At 44.2% G+C, this 15,749-nt stretch carries 18 protein-coding genes; 6 read left to right on the top strand and 12 right to left on the bottom strand.

Annotated elements, in window-relative coordinates; translation table 11 throughout:
- Positions 1-143: 143 nt before the first annotated feature.
- Positions 144-1,049, top strand: a complete 906-nt coding sequence (locus H9L11_RS07295; protein ID WP_005379208.1) for an EamA family transporter — start codon at positions 144-146, stop codon at positions 1,047-1,049.
- A 194-nt stretch (positions 1,050-1,243) separates the two neighbouring features.
- Complete coding sequence (locus H9L11_RS07290; protein ID WP_205391073.1) at positions 1,244-3,691, top strand: EAL domain-containing protein; 2,448 nt, start codon at positions 1,244-1,246, stop codon at positions 3,689-3,691.
- A gap of 18 nt (positions 3,692-3,709) precedes the next feature.
- Here H9L11_RS07290 and H9L11_RS07285 read toward each other — a convergent pair whose 3' ends face one another.
- Genes H9L11_RS07285 through H9L11_RS07270 form a run of 4 tightly spaced genes read right to left on the bottom strand, consistent with a single transcriptional unit; the run spans position 3,710 to position 5,951 of the window.
- Positions 3,710-4,780, bottom strand: coding sequence for an AI-2E family transporter (locus H9L11_RS07285; protein ID WP_158173551.1), 1,071 nt, complete (start codon positions 4,778-4,780; stop codon positions 3,710-3,712).
- A gap of 45 nt (positions 4,781-4,825) precedes the next feature.
- On the bottom strand, positions 4,826-5,152 hold the full coding sequence (locus tag H9L11_RS07280) for a hypothetical protein (protein WP_005379200.1): 327 nt from the start codon (positions 5,150-5,152) through the stop codon (positions 4,826-4,828).
- Positions 5,142-5,654 carry a phage holin family protein gene (locus tag H9L11_RS07275; protein ID WP_005379198.1) on the bottom strand — a complete coding sequence of 171 codons (513 nt, stop codon included), beginning with the start codon at positions 5,652-5,654 and terminating at the stop codon, positions 5,142-5,144. Before H9L11_RS07275 ends, H9L11_RS07280 begins: the two co-directional genes overlap by 11 nt.
- Positions 5,655-5,702: 48 nt before the next feature.
- Positions 5,703-5,951, bottom strand: a complete 249-nt coding sequence (locus H9L11_RS07270; protein WP_005379196.1) for a hypothetical protein — start codon at positions 5,949-5,951, stop codon at positions 5,703-5,705.
- 361 nt (positions 5,952-6,312) lie between these two features.
- Between H9L11_RS07270 and H9L11_RS07265 the strand changes: the two genes are divergently transcribed.
- Both H9L11_RS07265 and H9L11_RS07260 read left to right on the top strand, forming a co-directional pair.
- Positions 6,313-6,750 (top strand): DUF2383 domain-containing protein, encoded by a 438-nt coding sequence (locus tag H9L11_RS07265; protein ID WP_005379194.1) that lies wholly within the window; start codon positions 6,313-6,315, stop codon positions 6,748-6,750.
- Positions 6,751-6,898: 148 nt separating this feature from the next.
- Positions 6,899-7,297: a hypothetical protein gene (locus H9L11_RS07260; protein ID WP_005379193.1), complete on the top strand. Its 399-nt coding sequence runs from the start codon at positions 6,899-6,901 to the stop codon at positions 7,295-7,297.
- A gap of 202 nt (positions 7,298-7,499) precedes the next feature.
- Here H9L11_RS07260 and H9L11_RS07255 read toward each other — a convergent pair whose 3' ends face one another.
- From H9L11_RS07255 to H9L11_RS07235, 5 genes are all read right to left on the bottom strand, one after another.
- A complete protein-coding gene (locus H9L11_RS07255; protein ID WP_053307270.1) occupies positions 7,500-9,164 on the bottom strand; it encodes a diacylglycerol kinase family protein in 1,665 nt (554 codons plus the stop codon).
- A gap of 144 nt (positions 9,165-9,308) precedes the next feature.
- Positions 9,309-9,740, bottom strand: a complete 432-nt coding sequence (locus H9L11_RS07250) for a hemerythrin domain-containing protein (protein WP_017821107.1) — start codon at positions 9,738-9,740, stop codon at positions 9,309-9,311.
- A 104-nt stretch (positions 9,741-9,844) separates the two neighbouring features.
- Complete coding sequence (locus H9L11_RS07245) at positions 9,845-10,042, bottom strand: hypothetical protein (protein WP_017821108.1); 198 nt, start codon at positions 10,040-10,042, stop codon at positions 9,845-9,847.
- 8 nt (positions 10,043-10,050) lie between these two features.
- On the bottom strand, positions 10,051-10,227 hold the full coding sequence (locus tag H9L11_RS07240) for a DUF1328 family protein (RefSeq protein ID WP_005379177.1): 177 nt from the start codon (positions 10,225-10,227) through the stop codon (positions 10,051-10,053).
- 45 nt (positions 10,228-10,272) lie between these two features.
- Complete coding sequence (locus H9L11_RS07235) at positions 10,273-10,824, bottom strand: BON domain-containing protein (protein ID WP_005379174.1); 552 nt, start codon at positions 10,822-10,824, stop codon at positions 10,273-10,275.
- 436 nt (positions 10,825-11,260) lie between these two features.
- On the opposite strand from H9L11_RS07235, the gene H9L11_RS07230 reads away from it, so the two are divergent.
- Positions 11,261-12,604: a sigma-54 dependent transcriptional regulator gene (locus H9L11_RS07230; protein ID WP_005382945.1), complete on the top strand. Its 1,344-nt coding sequence runs from the start codon at positions 11,261-11,263 to the stop codon at positions 12,602-12,604.
- Between the two features lie 93 nt (positions 12,605-12,697).
- On the opposite strand, the gene H9L11_RS07225 is transcribed toward H9L11_RS07230, so the two are convergent.
- The 3 genes from H9L11_RS07225 to ftnA all read right to left on the bottom strand — a co-directional run bounded on the left by H9L11_RS07225 (position 12,698) and on the right by ftnA (position 15,013).
- On the bottom strand, positions 12,698-13,891 hold the full coding sequence (locus H9L11_RS07225) for an NAD(P)/FAD-dependent oxidoreductase (RefSeq protein WP_205391072.1): 1,194 nt from the start codon (positions 13,889-13,891) through the stop codon (positions 12,698-12,700).
- A gap of 179 nt (positions 13,892-14,070) precedes the next feature.
- Positions 14,071-14,394 carry a universal stress protein UspB gene (gene uspB, locus H9L11_RS07220; RefSeq protein ID WP_005379169.1) on the bottom strand — a complete coding sequence of 108 codons (324 nt, stop codon included), beginning with the start codon at positions 14,392-14,394 and terminating at the stop codon, positions 14,071-14,073.
- 91 nt (positions 14,395-14,485) lie between these two features.
- Positions 14,486-15,013 (bottom strand): non-heme ferritin, encoded by a 528-nt coding sequence (gene ftnA / locus H9L11_RS07215; protein WP_005379167.1) that lies wholly within the window; start codon positions 15,011-15,013, stop codon positions 14,486-14,488.
- A 282-nt stretch (positions 15,014-15,295) separates the two neighbouring features.
- On the opposite strand from ftnA, the gene uspA reads away from it, so the two are divergent.
- Complete coding sequence (uspA, locus tag H9L11_RS07210) at positions 15,296-15,721, top strand: universal stress protein UspA (protein WP_005379165.1); 426 nt, start codon at positions 15,296-15,298, stop codon at positions 15,719-15,721.
- The last annotated feature ends 28 nt before the right edge of the window (positions 15,722-15,749 follow it).

Genomic DNA, 15,749 nt, shown 5'->3' with positions numbered 1-15,749 from the left:
ATCTATAACAATGGTATTTAGACACTGGATAAATGTCCAGTTTGTTGGATGAAAAATCCTCGCATACACTAGGCCTTCCTATAATATTCTTTCTTCCGCTCAAATTATCCAAACCGAGCGGCACATCATCACGCAGAGGCATCATGAACGAGCGTCGCGCCCTAGGATTTGGGCTCTCAGCAGTATTACTTTGGTCTACCGTTGCAACCGCATTTAAACTCACGCTGGCAGAATTTACGCCGATTCAAATGCTATGCATTGCCAGCATCGTCTCTGCGATTGCACTAACAGTAATCTGTGGTGTGCAAGGTAAACTGGGCCAGTTAAGCGCTACATTTTTCTCAAACCCTTGGTATTACCTACTGCTTGGGTTGATTAACCCTTTGGCGTATTACGTTATTCTGTTCAAAGCATATGACTTGCTGCCCGCATCTCAGGCTCAAGCGATCAACTACAGCTGGGCCATCACCTTAACGCTAATGGCCGCTGTTTTCTTAGGACAAAAGATCCGTGGTAAGGACTGGCTGGCTTGCGGTTTTAGTTATGTCGGCGTGATAGTGATTGCCACACAAGGCAATCTTTTAGGCATGGAATTTGAGAGCCCGTTGGGTGTTGGTCTTGCGCTGCTATCAACACTGCTGTGGGCCGGTTACTGGATTTTAAATACCAAAAATAAGGCCGACCCTGTGGTTGGCGTTCTGCTCGGCTTTTTGGTCGCTATTCCATTCGCCATTGGTTTAAGTCTTTATGAAGGTGCTGACTGGCAGATGATCTCAGCTAAAGGCTGGGCAGCGGTGACGTATGTCGGACTGTTTGAAATGGGGATCACTTTCGTTTTGTGGCTGAGCGCACTCAAATCAACGCAAAACACCGCGCGTATCAGTAATCTGATCTTTGCTTCTCCATTTATCTCACTCATGTTGTTAGCTACCATCATCGGCGAAGAAATTCATCCTTCAACCTTGATTGGCCTGGTATTGATCATCAGTGGCTTAGTCATTCAGCAAGTCTCATGGGGCAAGAAAACCAAAGCGGTAAACGCTTCTTAATCACCTATCAAAAGCCCTAAAAAACGATGCAATAAGTTGGATAAAAAAGAGATATAGATAACATTTTAATGATAGAAAGCACTTTACGCTGCTAGGATTTAGCTACGCGTTGGATACGATACTCACAAAGCCCAATAGCTTACGCTAGATTCTAATATAATTACCTTTGGGCGATTTAGGACTCGTTATTAATTATGTTTCGCTTCGCTATTCCTTCGCCTTTGATGGCAGACTGGCAACACGTTCTGCGACAATGCTGTGATGTAACTCAAGCTCAGGGACAGCTTTATACTCTGAGCGATACTCAGCAGTGGCTATCGACTGAGGTGTCCACCTCAACCCAAAATCATCGTGCTATCATCGATGTGATAACGCAAGTTGTCGATCACTTTACGCCGACAGATTTTACAGTTAGCCATACCCCCTTTGAAGAGCAAACCTTGAGCATTGGACCGATTTGGCTACCTAATGGCGAATTGCTTGCCGTACTGACACTGACTCACCCTAATGATCAATCAACGGTTGTTTCGGCATGGCTAAGCGCAATGGCGGGGCGGATCAGCTTTGATATCAACTTGCACTGGCAGCAAGAACAAACGCGACATCAAAGCGCGGAAATAAAGCCAACACCAACACTACAAGAGTTTATCGACTGCCTTGAAGACCACGTATGGATAAAAGGCATGGATGGCCTTTATTCGATGACCAACCGAAGCGTAGAAAATGCGTGGCAAAAAACCAACAGTGAAATCATTGGAAAAGACGATTTTGCTCTGTTTAGCCATGAACGTGCGGAAAAATTCATTGATGCCGATAAATTGGTGGTAGCCACGGGCACGCAAAATATTGTTGAAGAATGCCGTCAAATTGATGAAAACAATAACCCCACTTGGCTAGAAACCATTAAGTCTCCTGTCCGTGATCATGCGGGAAACTTAATCGGCATTCTGGGGATGACACGTAACATCACCCGCCGAAAAATGGTAGAAACGCAGCTCTCCTTAGCGTCCCAAATTTTCAACAATTCGCAAGAAGGCATGGTCATTACAGACCGCAATGCCAACATCATTGATGTAAACACGGCTTTTACCCAAATTACAGGCTACCGCTCTGAAGAGGTGATAGGAAAAAACCCACGAATTCTGCGCTCAGGCCATCATGATCAAGGTTTCTATCAACAGTTGTGGCATCAACTCGAAAACAAAGGCCAATGGAAAGGCGAATTCATCAACAGAAAGAAAGATGGCAGCATTTATCCGCAATTAGCGACCATTAGCGCCGTAATGGACGATAAAAACCACCTTATTAACTACATTTGTGTGTTTGAAGATATCTCTGTGCGTAAGGCACACGAAGAAAAGCTGCAGCGCATGGCTTTTTACGATCCATTAACCAATCTACCTAATCGCACCCATTTACTCAGCTTACTCGAACAACACATCGAAACCGGACACAAAAACCAGCAGACGTTTGCCACCCTATTCTTAGATATCGACCATTTCAAACACATCAACGATAGCATGGGCCACTTCTGTGGTGACCAATTGCTGTCTAAGTTAGCGATTCGTCTGCAAGATGTGCTTCACCTCAATGCGCATGTGGCTCGTATTGGCGGCGATGAATTTGTGATTATTTTGCCAGACATCCATAGTGATGTTGCCTTACTGGAAACCGTCGGCGATATTCTAAGCGTATTCCAGCAACCATTCGACTTAGCAAATCACGACTCACTTCGTGTCTCGACCAGTATTGGTATTGCCTTGTACCCAAGAGATGGTCAAGACAGTGAAACCTTACTGAAAAACGCAGACACTGCGATGTACTTAGCGAAGAAAAATGGACGCAACGGCTACGCGTTTTACTCACCGGATTTGACCGATAAATCCGTATCCCATGTACGCATTCAATCCGCTTTGCATCAAGCAATAGAAAAACAACAACTCCGGTTAGAATTCCAACCGCAATACAATTTGGAACAAAATACGATTGTCGGCGTGGAAGCTTTATTACGCTGGCAGCATCCAGAGTTTGGCCTTGTACCACCAGCAGACTTTATTCCAATTGCAGAAAAAACAGGGCTGATTCAAAGCATTGGTGAGTGGGTGTTACAACAAGCTTGTTTGCAAGGTAATGCTTGGCTGGACCAAGGCATCGAGTTTGGCAAAATCGCCGTCAATGTTTCTGCGTTGCAGCTTCAGCAGTCAAATTTCATTCAGCGATTAAGTACTATCCTCGATAACACCGGATACCCTGCCCAACGGTTAGATTTGGAGATCACAGAGAGCTTTTTACTGATCGACCCTCAACAAGCCATTGCATCGTTAAATCAATTACGAGAACTGGGTATTGAGATTTCTCTGGATGACTTTGGAACTGGCTATTCGTCTTTGTCTTACTTGAAAGGTTTGCCAATCAACAAACTGAAAATTGACCGCTCATTTGTCAGTGATGTCCCAAGTAATAGCGACAGCAACGCGATTGTGAATGCCATTATTGCCATGGGAAAAACGCTGTCGTTGAAAGTCGTCGCGGAAGGGATAGAAACTCGGGAACAAGCCGATTATTTATTCGAAAAAGGCTGTATTTATGGTCAGGGATATTTGTTTAGTCAGCCAGTGAGCGCTGAAAAACTGTTTCGTTGAACCAGCTTGATCCTCAAGTCACTCTCGCGGTGCCACGTCCGCGGAGGTGATTTGTTTTGCTTGATTTTGGGTTGATTGGCATAGCTCTAGACGATCAACCAAAATATTGATACAAACCAGCAACGGCACACCGATCAATAGTCCCATTCCGCCCCAAAGCCAGCCCCAAAAAACAAGCCAAACAAAAATCACTAACGGGTTTAAGTTAAACCTTTTCCCCAATAGTGTTGGTGTAACAAACTGACTTTCAATCAAATTGAGCAGTAAATAGATAGACACCACCGTCAGCATAAAACTGACCGACTCCAACTGAAGATAAGCAACAAAGCCAAAGCTCACCATGGATATGACAGGGCCGAGGTACGGCGCAAAATTCATCACGCCTGCAAATGCGCCCCATAGAAATGGATCTTCAAGGCCTAGAACAAAAAACACGGCCCCAACACTCAACCCCAGCCCCGCATTCACTAAAGTGATGGTGCCAATGTATCGAGATAGGTCTTTCTGTAGCGCTTTGACCAACTCAATCGCTTGGCGCTGTTTGGCGAACCCATGTAGGTAAGACACTGACTTTCGAAATAAGCTTCGTCCATGATTGAGCATAAAGTAAACCATAAACAGCACGATCATCGCTTGTGTCAAAATCGTCGGCGTAGTGGTCGCGAGCGTTTTTACCAAAGAAAATACGGTGTTGTTCCCGACCTCATCCATACTCATATCGTTGGCGATATTCAATGGAGTATTAAGGTGATCAGCCGAAACTTTAGTAACTTCGCTTACTTCTTGCGACACATTTTTCACGATACTGGGCAGCTCAGACCACCATTGCTTGGCGGGCTCCGACATGGCGGCAAGACCAATAATTGAAGCGCCAACGAGGAATGACAGCGTCAACACGACGGTAATAGCACGTGGTAAGCCTTTGTCTTCAAGATAATTAATGAAAGGGCTGCACAGCAGAGAAATAAAGGTGCTAAGCACAATAGGTAACAATATTGGCTTGGCAAAATACAGCCCTGGGACGAGTAACAGGACGAGAAGCGTTGCACCAATCGCAGTGTTGGCAGGAATGTTCAATTTCGCTGTCATAATAAGCTCAGAATCGGTAAGAAAATTTTGCGGTGAAATCCGCTATTAGAGTGGTTCGCCCTCTGTCGTCGCAGCGTTGCTTACTTGTGTTGCTGCATTTCCATTTTGCTCCGCATCTGACTCATCCAGAGAAGCTGCCGCGACCGGCTTTGTGAGCGAATCGGTAATATCAGACACGCTGCTAACCAATAGCCCCATTGACGAAATAGAAGAAGTCAGTCGAGACAATCGACCTGCTTTTGCTGCGGTAACGGCAACGACAGCACTAATGCCTAATGTCGTCCAAGGGTTTTCTCTCACAAACTTCTTGGTGGTAAACGTGAACATTTCCATCGACAAACAGCATTGCTCTAGAGACGCTTTACCTTCCATCCGCTTGATCCGCATGGCTCGATTGAGCTTTTGTAGCGAGCGCATCCCACCCCTCCTGTAATTGTTCTGTCGTATTTTTGAATCCAAGAAATCCAACTAAACGCTTCTGCCACCAGGCTAAAGCAAATAATGCCAAGCCTAATGATGTGATAAATACACCCACGGCAACATATACGTTGGCAGTTAACTGATAAGCCACCACCCCAGAGGCAAGGCACAAACTGAATACGAACAATACCGACAATAGGGTAAAAACAACGGTACACAGCAAAATCTGACGCACTGCGGACACGTTAACTTTCATCTCCAAGAGGAACAAATCCAACGTTGAACCTGACCATGCTTTTAGCGATTTCGTCAGTTGGTCCAATTGCGCAAGAATGCTGCTCAAACCATTAATGGTTTGTTGGATATCCTGTTCTTCTGCCCCATCAGGGGCTCGGCCGCTGTCTGAAGCCGCCGAGCCTGATTGCTGATTGGTAACTTGCCCTGAGTTATTCATGTGAAGCCTCGCCTTTCTGTTGTGTGGCTTAATCCTTGGTAACCACTATTATTTGATCAGCTTCGAAACCGCCCAACCAGCAAGGAAGGCACAGCCTATGCTCAGCAATGGGCGCTCCTTGATTACATTTTCTGCCGACTTAGTCGCCTGCTGAACTTGCTGTGCACCGACATCCAGCTTCTCTTTGGCTTGGTCTTTCATCGCGCCAACGGCTTCCGTCGTGGCTTGTTCCGCTAAGTGATATGCTTCTTCTAACTGCTCTTGAGGTTTTACTGTGCTTTCTTTTGTAGTAGCCATAACTAGCCTCCATTAATGAGTTGAATAGTGAATCAAGTGAAACAATGTTTGACCTCACTTACTCCCTACAAAGCCATATCCATGCCAGAATTTTAAGCTATTGTTTTTTATTGATTTTATTTTTATTTCGATAAAAAGCCGTATCTGTACGTGTAATTCTTTCCAGGCTTTCCCCGCCATTCTTGTAATTTTTTCTTAGCGCCTTACCGACTGTTAGCAAGTTATTGCAAAACAAGATATTAAGTCACTGATTAATAAGACTTAAAGTTCATTGGCATACAACCTGCAACTGAAGACGAAACATCGTGTTTGTATTCCATACACTCAAACACCCCTATCACCAGTAAATAAGGAGTGGCATATGAAAAATGAAAACATCGCCTCAATCATTGAGCTTATCGAAAGCGGAAATGAAATTTACAACAAGGCCATCGAGAACATCGACAACACTTCCTTGAATAATGTGTTGGTAGAACTGCTCAGAGTACGTGAGCGTGCAGTCATTGAGCTCACTCCCTACTCTCTAGCAAGTAACAATGAAGAATCTGCCGACGACACTCCGGTTTCCTACACCATCAAGGCGCGTGAGGTCTACAGCGACGTGATGAAGGAAGTGTCCTCTGACAAAGAGTCAATGTATTTAGAACAGCTTGAAGGTGTCGAAAGCAAGGTACTCAAAGAGATTGAGAATTTGATTACTTCCCACCCAGAGCAGGCGGATAACTCGGTTCTGCTGAAAGTTCGTAGCGATATAAAAAGTTGCAAAGAAAAACTCAGCAGCATCAGCCTTATTAGCTAAAACCTGGTGGTCGCCCTTGCAATAAAGCTCGGTATTGAGCAAAGAAATGGCCAACTTGCTTTGGCCATTTCTGACAAGCCCACAGGCGCATTAACATAACCGTCACGAGAAATGTCCCACGACAATAATCACAAATAAAGAGGTCACTATGACATTGGATAACAATCGAGTAAGGGAGCTACTCGTAAAAATGACACACCATCGCCAAACGTGTTTGCCTCTCGTTAACCCGCAATCACATATGACACTCGCAAGAGCGGCATATCGATTCGTGAAAATAGAAAAAGTGATGATCAAAAAGATGGCGAAGCTGTTTTTCGACCAAGATGGTGAACAATTCATTGCAGAAAATGCCACCGAATACGGCGTTGCCGAGCTAGGTAATTACAAAGAAATGCATTTTATGAATAAATTACTGTTAGATGATTTAAAAGCCCTGCTTAGAGCCATTGACGACACCAACTTAACCGCACTTGTTTCTTATTGGTTAGCTGCTTTACAAGTTGAAAACGATGAAATTGAAAAGCACTTACCTCAGGGTGAGTAATTATACTCGCCCTTCTTTCTTCACTTTGTTTAACCCTCATCCCCAATCAACCTAATAAAAAGGTGCAGATAGACAAAAGCCGCTGCATCTACGCAGCGACCTTGATAGCCTTTTTACGACGCACACCAAATCATCAAACAGCACAGAAAAAGCGCCATGTAGAATACGAAGCAAATGGCGCGTTATCCGCGGATTATCTGTGTTAAAGCGAAGCTGATTTACGTCTCTGGCTTGGAACAAATACGTTCAATGACTTTGGACGCAGCTTGATTGCCAGTTGCTCATCAGAATACAGTTCACCATCAATCACATATTCAATCGGTTTATTCGCAGAAATAGTGACGCTCTGAGCCGTCGCGTATTGAAAATGTGTCGATTCTTCCTGTGCGCCTACGCTCGTTAATGTCAGATCCGACAAGGCGATAAGACGTCCGCCTAAAGACTCGGTGTTATCTAAATATGTGATATGCAGCTTGCCATCATCAGGCTGCGGCGCATCACCACCTTGGGCAAGCAACGTACTAAATGGAGCGATATTCGCAACGACAAAACTATGGACGTCAAGCGTTTGTGTATTCTTGTCGTGGTTTCCATCTTCAGTTGGAGCGTCTAACGATACGGTTAAAGCTTGCGTTTCTTCCGCCACTACAGCATTAAAAAAGCCGGTGAGGTAAGCGAGTTGTCCAAAAACATTTTTCTCTTCTCGCTGAGCGTGCTCGATCATTTTCTGTTCTAGCCCAATGCCTAAGACCAATAAAATAAGCCGCTGATTACATTCCGCAGTATCAATACGTTGGCAGTGTCCGCCAAGCAACGCTTCACACGCTTTTTCGACCGGTGAGAATTTTGCGCCAACGCCATAGAGCACATGACATAACGCATTGGCAGTTCCGAGCGGAACAATACCGAGTTTTAGGTCGGTATCCACCAATTGGCTCGCCACCTCTGTTACTGTGCCATCGCCACCAGCTACGATGATTTGCTTAGCTCCACTTTCTTTTGCCTGTTGTGTTAGCTGCTCGGCGCTGAGGTTTGTGGTGGTTTGATGAATACTCAAGCGATATTTTTTGGTTAGTTCACGAATCAGGTGCTGTTCGTTTTCCTCCCATTTTCCGCCACCTGCAACAGGGTTAACCACCATCCAAGTGGATTGATCCAGCCCTAGTACGCCTTTTTCACTGATCGCTCGTAACGTTCTAATCTGTAATTTATTCAATCTCGCGGTACTGCGTACGTCATTGATTTTTTTCATCACGGATTCAACCGTCAGTGACGGGTCTTTGCTCAGTAAATACGCCGCCACAACAAACACTGAACGACCACGCCCTAACGCACAATGCACAACCACTGCCCGCGAGCACGAGATTTGAGTATCAATCCAGTTAATCGCATGGCGAAGGCGCTCTAGCGTTGGGGCTTTGTGGTCGAGTACCGGAATCGAAAGGTAATGAAACTGCTTGTCGGTCATCGCACTTTCAAGGCCTGCAAATTCTGCGGTGACATCGACAATACAAGAGATTTCATTGGATTCGAGAAAATCTAAGTCACTCTGAAACAAACGGCGAGATAGGTATAAATTGTCGCTGACTTTTTGGATTGGAGGCACTGTATCACGCCGTCTTTCCCAGGCGTTATACGCTCTAGCCCCCAATAGAAATGGGATGAATGCCCAGCGAATCCACCTGACAATCTTGCCATCTTGGTTTTTTCTAAAAATAGAGGGAATGTCGAATACGTAGGCTACGCTGACCAACGCTAAAGAAAGCGATATCCATAAGAACAGCAAACTAACGATAATTTGAGGCGTATAGATAGCGGCCAATAAACTGATCAGAGCGCCAAGAATATAATATTTGATGATAAACATTCGCTCTCCTTGCCTTCAGCGAGTGCACTTTTTAGTGGAAGTTAGAATACGCGGGGGATTGAGCTTGGATACATGAACTTTAGTAAACGCCTTGATTGAGTGCCTTCCCGTGCCGAAATGGCACGAAAAGGTCCAACACTCTACCTAGCTTACCATCTCTTCAACATAACCATCCGCTAGTTTCATTTTCTGCTTATCGGTCATTACCTTACCGGCTAACTGGAAGAAACGCTGCTCTTCTTCCTCAAGATGGTGCAACACTTTGTGACGCAAGGTTTTCATTAGGTTGAGCCACGCTGGCGAGCTCATATCGGTTGCATCAAGCTGTGCAATCACTTTATCAATTTCATGATGCTCTGCGATGCCATGGCGAGTGAGATCAATGGTCTTATCACTATCTATTAAAGGCGCGTAGAAAAACCGCTCTTCTGCCGCTGCGTGCTGTTCGAGTTCCTCTTTAAGGTTGTGATAAAACTCTTCACGAGCGGGGGAATCTCCAGACGTTTCCATCAGAGCATCGAGTAAAAGGCGTTGCTTTTCATGACTCTCTTTCAGTACATCAAATATGTTTTTCATCTTTGACTCCTTATCTGATTGTAAACAATTGGGACAAAAGGAAGGGCGGTTATTGACCGCCCCTCTCTTACATAGCTATGCGTAAAAAACCTAACCTGATTCGGCTAACAGTCTTGGTCTTCAGCGTTTAGATTTTCTTTAATGTTTTCACATTCATCTTCAATCGCATTTTGGGTTTCTTCGGCGGCTTCATCTATCTTTTTGCCGGCCTGTTCCATTGGCCCTTCTTCACTACAAGCTGCCAACGCAAACACCAAACCGAATACTGCGGCGATACGGTAAACAAATGACGTAAGTCGCATGGAATCTCCTATCTATTTACGTTTTTTCTTCCCAGCAGAACAATCACTATTGATACAATTAATGACAATAGGAATAGGTAAAATATCACTTGCGCGATAGAGGCAGCAGCTCCTGCAATACCGGTAAAGCCTAATAGTGCAGAAATTAGTGCCAGTGCCAGAAAAATAAACATCCAACGAACCATAGTGTTACCTCCTAATAAAAGTGGGTTAAATCACTCGGCTCGCTATTATTGAACCACTTCTAGCTTATCAATCACCTTATTTACGTCATTGGTGTTATTTGCAATTGAAATTGCAAGATCATGCTCCGCATCTGAATTAACTTTACCTGCCAACGTTACCGTTTTGCGTTCTGTCGTTACATCAATATCCGTACCACTCACATTGGTATCCATTAGTAGGCGCGTTTTAACTATAGTCGTGATTTTAGAATCGGTCAGTGTAGCTAAAGCTTCTGAATCAGTTTCTTTCTTGCCTTCATTCACTACTGACAATTCGTTGTTTACTTTTTTCACACCATCAAGACCAGTAACAAGCTCTTCGGCAAGTGATTTTTCAAGATCATTGTTTACCGAACCAGAAAGGGTAACGACCTGATTCTCTACATCGGTATTGATATCAAAAGAGTTGAGATTGCTGTTTAGCAGTAGTGTGGTTTCAGCTTTACCATCTAGCCAAGCGTCCATGGATTCTTTTTCCCATTTATCACTCGCTAAGACTGCTGTAGATGAAGTAGCAAGAACTGACGTAAGTACAATTTTAGCTGCGATGTTATTCATGGTAATTCTCCTTTATTGACGTTGCACTTCCCTAGGAGCAAACCATGTGCCAACTTTATAACTCATTGTTTTTAATTGACTAATAAAGGAAAGAGGTAAAAATGAGATGAGCAATAAAGTATAAGCATGAATTATTTACACGTAAAAAATGTAATTTTTAATCGGTGATAAAGCCTCCGTCACTTGTGCCTAAATAACCTGATAAAACAGAAAGGCTATTTCCCCAGAATCAATTAATAGCAAACTTATTATTTTAAAAATAAAAATCTGAACAAAAGGAAATATCTACTGATGGCTCTCACCGATATATATCAAAAAGGGGCTAACAACATAAAAATACCGAACAAATCCTTAAATCTATGCTGACAATATTTTGTCTTGTGAAGTGAGAATAATCCACGTACATTGTTTCTGTCATAGTAAAGAGGACATTTCTATGTCGATGCCAAGCCTGTTTCTAAGAATACAAGATCCATCACTTAAAAATGCCATCGCTTCTTGCCAGGAACTGAACAAATTTCGTCTGCATGACATCGATGCCGCAGACCAATGGATTGAAGATTTCCTACAACTCAAACCGGAAGTTGCGATTGTTGAAGTCGCCCACTTTACTAGTGCAGATTATCAACGTCTTTCTAATATCGAAGACATCTACGATATGGACTTGATCATCATTAGCTCTGGCGCTCCAAACGAGAACTTGGATAAGCTGATGAACTTGGGTGCTATTTTTCACTACAGAAAGCCCGTTGATATTGCCATTCTGACGGACACCCTGAGTGAAGTCAGCCAGTACTATCAACACAAACAAGATCAAGGGCGTAAAGTGTCCACCAGCGATCTTGACCAATTTGGTCTTTTGGTCGGCTCTTCCTCTCCGATGCATCAGCTCTATCGTATGATCAGGCGCGTTGCTAAAACAGAAGCCAACGTCCTTATTGTCGGTGAAAGTGGATCAGGCAAAGAACTGGTGGCGCAGACCATCCACTTAGCGAGTGAGCGTAAACAACAGCCCTTTATAGCGATTAACTGTGGTGCCATTAGCCCTGAATTAGTTGATAGCGAACTGTTTGGCCATGAGAAAGGCGCTTTTACCGGAGCAAATAAAACTCACCAAGGTGTATTTAAGCAGGCAGAGGGCGGCACCCTATTTTTAGATGAAATCACCGAGATGCCTATCGAGCATCAAGTGAAGCTATTGCGTGTTTTGGAAACCGGAGAGTATCGCCCAGTTGGCAGTAATACGGTTCATATCGCTAATACTCGCATCATTGCTGCTACAAACCGTGATCCTAAAATCGCCATTGAGGAGCAGTTCCTGCGTGAAGATCTGTTTTTCCGCTTATCGCATTTCCCATTAACGATACCGCCACTGCGAGAACGAGGCGGTGATATCGTCGGTCTGGCCAAGCACTTTATCGCGCACCGCAACGCCAATGAGGCAAAAACCAAAACGATTCTTGACTCTGCGATCCAAAAAATCGCTGCACACGACTGGCCAGGTAATGTCCGTGAGCTCAAACACACGATCGAGCGTGCATTTATTTTGGCTGATGACACCATCCGAGATGAACACCTTATCTTCGACACACCACCATTGGAGACAGGCACCAGCATCGAAGACCTTGTTCCGGCGGGCGTTTCGCTAGAAGAGCTAGAAAAAGCCGCCATTCTCAATACCCTTGAAGAGAATCAAGGCAATAAAACGGAATCAGCGCAGGAGTTAGGCATTAGCGTGAAAACGCTCTATAACAAACTCGAAAAGTATCAAGACGAGTAACTCGCTATGGGAATACAAAAAGAGCACTGACTTTTATTCAGTGCTCTTTTTGTATCTTATCTTTTATGCAGTTAGGCTGCGTTTGGTGTTTGATTAAACCCACTGCCCCGCAACAAAGCCGCTCGACCAGCACCACTGAAAATTGTAGCCCCCTAGCCAACCAGTCACATCCATCACTTCACCAATAAAATAAAGCCCTTTAATGTCTTTGCATTCCATGGTTTTCGAGGATAAGTGATCAGTATCGACACCGCCGAGTGTCACTTCCGCAGTTCGGTAGCCTTCAGTGCCATTCGGGGCGATATCCCAATGCTCTAGACGCTCCACAATCGCCGCAAGCTCCTTTTGATTGAACTGTTTTAGCGGTTTATCGACTAGCTCTTTACGTTCAATTAAGACTTCAACCAGACGCTTAGGCAGCACTTTGGCAAGCGTATTCTTGAGTGACTGATTTGGATGCTTCTCACGACTGCGTTCTAATAACTCAGCAACATCATCGTTTGGCACAAGATTGATCAACACCTTTTGTCCGGCCCGCCAGAATGAAGAAATCTGTAACACTGCTGGACCAGATAACCCACGATGTGTGAACAACAGGGCTTCTTTGAACATGGTGCCATCTTCAGCCGTAATTTCCGCAGGTACCGCGATACCAGATAACTCAGCAAAGTCTTCTTTGTCTTCTTTATGCAGAGTAAATGGTACAAGCCCTGCCGTGGTTGGGATAACTCGAAGACCAAATTGTTCCGCGACTTTATAACCAAATGGTGTCGCCCCCAGTTTTGGCATCGACAAGCCACCTGTTGCGATAACTAAAGACTCACATTCGACAATCTCAGTGCCAGCATGCAAACGAAAGCCTTCATCAATTTTTTCAATCGAATGAACATCGCATTGGTAACGCTGTTCGATGTTCGGCATGTCACACTCAGCTAACAACATCTTCACGATATCTTTGGCCGTAAATGCATCGACACAAAACAACTGGCCGTGATCACGCTCTTCGAACTCAATGCCATGTTTACACACCATCGAGATGAAATCCCAGTTAGTGTATTGGGAGAGCGCCGACTTAACAAAGTGCGGGTTTTGACACAAATAGTGATTAGCTGAAACGTCGTAGTTAGTGAAGTTACAACGACCACCGCCCGAGATAAGGATTTTACGTCCTGGCTTTTTAGCATGATCGAGCACCAAAACACAGCGGCCTCGCTTGCCTGCTTCTGCAGCACACATTAAACCTGCTGCGCCTGCGCCAATTACAACAACATCAAATTTCTTACTCATCGGTAGCTCTTAGACTGATTGGTATCGAATCAAAATAAAAAAGGATGTGCACATTGCACATCCTTGCTTTCTAGGCGCGACATTCTACCGACAAATACCGAAAGGGAAAAGCGCTTAAACTCTAAGCGCTCTGTATGTCCGCAAAATCTCAGACAGAACAACTTCTGGATTATTGACTCTTAGAGAATGAAGGCCGCAAGTAGCGTCACGCCGAGCAACGCGGTCGATAGAACAAACAATTCACGCACTCTTTCACACTTACCAGTAAAAATTTCATCGTGGTGATGATGATATTCTTTACTTTTAATGTAGTGATACAACCTCACCTGCTTGGTGACATTTCCATGAGTGGTAAAAAAACCATTACCATCAACTTGCTGATATAACAGCGGATGCGCTTCACGCATGATATAAATTAGAGAACGAAGAGCGGTGAGATACCGGACCATATTAACTCCAGTTACCACCATTAGCGCAAATAAGATTGTGTCTCCACTGATCATCTTTTCCTCCCTACATCTTCAACAATGCTCAAGAGAAAAAGACGACCAACACTTCGTCTTTACCCGCTACTTACAACGTCCCAAAACGCGTTTACGCAGCTGGAGCATCCATGATTGAAGATGAACCTTCTTTCGCCATTTGTGCTAGATCTTTGTCAATGAAGAACAACGCTTTACCGTCTTCACCTACCAGTTCGATCTTATCTAAAATCCCTTTAAACAACTTCTCTTCTTCGTGCTGTTCTGACACGTACCACTGTAGGAAGTTAAACGTTGAGTAGTCTTGGCTAGTAAATGCAACGTGCGCCAGTTTGTTGATTTTTTCCGTGATCATTTGCTCATGTTCAAATGTCTCGCGGAAAACGTCACCTAGGCTCGCAAAGTCATGCTTTGGCGCATCAATAGCGCCTAAGATTGGCATTGAGCCAGTTTCACTCACGTAAGTGAATAGGCGTTGCATGTGCTCCATTTCTTCTACGGCGTGAGCGCGTAAAAATTCAGCCGCACCTTCAAAACCTTTGTCTTCACACCAAGCACTCATTTGTAAGTATAGATTGGATGAGAAAAATTCTAGGTTAATTTGCTCATTCAATTGTTCGACCATAGTTTGAGACAGCATGTTAACTCCTATTATTGTGCATGCAATATACCCAAGTAACCTCGAAATAAGTGACGCTGCGAGAATAGCTTGGTCCGGCAGACACGGCGAAGTTTCACTTCAACTCTAGTCAGTAACACTACGCTTATTTCAGCATATCAAAGTCACTTGGGTACAACGCCACTATAACATGATTACTGAGACAAGACTTTGTACCTACGGCACCGATATGAGATCACTTCAGCAAATTTTTTTTGGGGTTGGTGCTAATCTAAAACTATGACCTTACAAGGAGATAGCAATATGAGTTACAAACACATACTTGTGGCAGTCGACCTTTCAGACGACAGTAAAGTGTTGATTAAGAAAGCCGTATCACTGGCTAAACCTCTGGATGCGAAAGTCTCTTTTATTCACATCGACGTGAACTACGCAGAACTCTACACCGGGCTTATCGATATCAATATGGCAGAAGCGCAACATCAAGCAATGGAAGCATCGCGCACACAATTGGCAAACTTCGCTGAATATGCGCAATACCCAATTGCCCATACTTTAGTCGGTAGTGGCGATTTGAGTAATGAGCTGTGCGATACCATTCAAGACTACAGTATCGATTTGGTGGTTTGTGGTCATCACCAAGATTTCTGGAGCAAGATTCTATCTTCGACTCGACAGCTGATTAACTGCTCACCAGTCGATATGCTGGTCGTACCGCTAAAAGACTGATTGGCGCAACGATAAAACTTGGTTAGAC

Source organism: Vibrio sp. sp1 (genome assembly GCF_016920955.1).
GTDB classification, from domain to species: Bacteria; Pseudomonadota; Gammaproteobacteria; order Enterobacterales; family Vibrionaceae; genus Vibrio; species Vibrio alginolyticus.
The sequence above is the reverse complement of the archived record's forward strand: the minus strand, read 5'-3'. Positions and strand labels throughout refer to the sequence as shown.

What these genes read in the sequence shown, in the direction of transcription:
- H9L11_RS07275 (WP_005379198.1), bottom strand. Translation starts at nt 5,654, where the DNA reads ATGAATAACTCAGGGCAAGTTACCAATCAGCAATCAGGCTCGGCGGCT.
- H9L11_RS07270 (WP_005379196.1), bottom strand. Translation starts at nt 5,951, where the DNA reads ATGGCTACTACAAAAGAAAGCACAGTAAAACCTCAAGAGCAGTTAGAA.
- H9L11_RS07285 (WP_158173551.1), bottom strand. Translation starts at nt 4,780, where the DNA reads ATGACAGCGAAATTGAACATTCCTGCCAACACTGCGATTGGTGCAACG.
- H9L11_RS07225 (WP_205391072.1), bottom strand. Translation starts at nt 13,891, where the DNA reads ATGAGTAAGAAATTTGATGTTGTTGTAATTGGCGCAGGCGCAGCAGGT.
- H9L11_RS07245 (WP_017821108.1), bottom strand. Translation starts at nt 10,042, where the DNA reads ATGCGACTTACGTCATTTGTTTACCGTATCGCCGCAGTATTCGGTTTG.
- uspB (WP_005379169.1), bottom strand. Translation starts at nt 14,394, where the DNA reads ATGATCAGTGGAGACACAATCTTATTTGCGCTAATGGTGGTAACTGGA.
- H9L11_RS07260 (WP_005379193.1), top strand. Translation starts at nt 6,899, where the DNA reads ATGACATTGGATAACAATCGAGTAAGGGAGCTACTCGTAAAAATGACA.
- H9L11_RS07235 (WP_005379174.1), bottom strand. Translation starts at nt 10,824, where the DNA reads ATGAATAACATCGCAGCTAAAATTGTACTTACGTCAGTTCTTGCTACT.
- H9L11_RS07295 (WP_005379208.1), top strand. Translation starts at nt 144, where the DNA reads ATGAACGAGCGTCGCGCCCTAGGATTTGGGCTCTCAGCAGTATTACTT.
- ftnA (WP_005379167.1), bottom strand. Translation starts at nt 15,013, where the DNA reads ATGCTGTCTCAAACTATGGTCGAACAATTGAATGAGCAAATTAACCTA.
- H9L11_RS07255 (WP_053307270.1), bottom strand. Translation starts at nt 9,164, where the DNA reads ATGTTTATCATCAAATATTATATTCTTGGCGCTCTGATCAGTTTATTG.
- H9L11_RS07230 (WP_005382945.1), top strand. Translation starts at nt 11,261, where the DNA reads ATGTCGATGCCAAGCCTGTTTCTAAGAATACAAGATCCATCACTTAAA.
- H9L11_RS07240 (WP_005379177.1), bottom strand. Translation starts at nt 10,227, where the DNA reads ATGGTTCGTTGGATGTTTATTTTTCTGGCACTGGCACTAATTTCTGCA.
- H9L11_RS07265 (WP_005379194.1), top strand. Translation starts at nt 6,313, where the DNA reads ATGAAAAATGAAAACATCGCCTCAATCATTGAGCTTATCGAAAGCGGA.
- H9L11_RS07250 (WP_017821107.1), bottom strand. Translation starts at nt 9,740, where the DNA reads ATGAAAAACATATTTGATGTACTGAAAGAGAGTCATGAAAAGCAACGC.
- H9L11_RS07280 (WP_005379200.1), bottom strand. Translation starts at nt 5,152, where the DNA reads ATGGAAGGTAAAGCGTCTCTAGAGCAATGCTGTTTGTCGATGGAAATG.
- uspA (WP_005379165.1), top strand. Translation starts at nt 15,296, where the DNA reads ATGAGTTACAAACACATACTTGTGGCAGTCGACCTTTCAGACGACAGT.
- H9L11_RS07290 (WP_205391073.1), top strand. Translation starts at nt 1,244, where the DNA reads ATGTTTCGCTTCGCTATTCCTTCGCCTTTGATGGCAGACTGGCAACAC.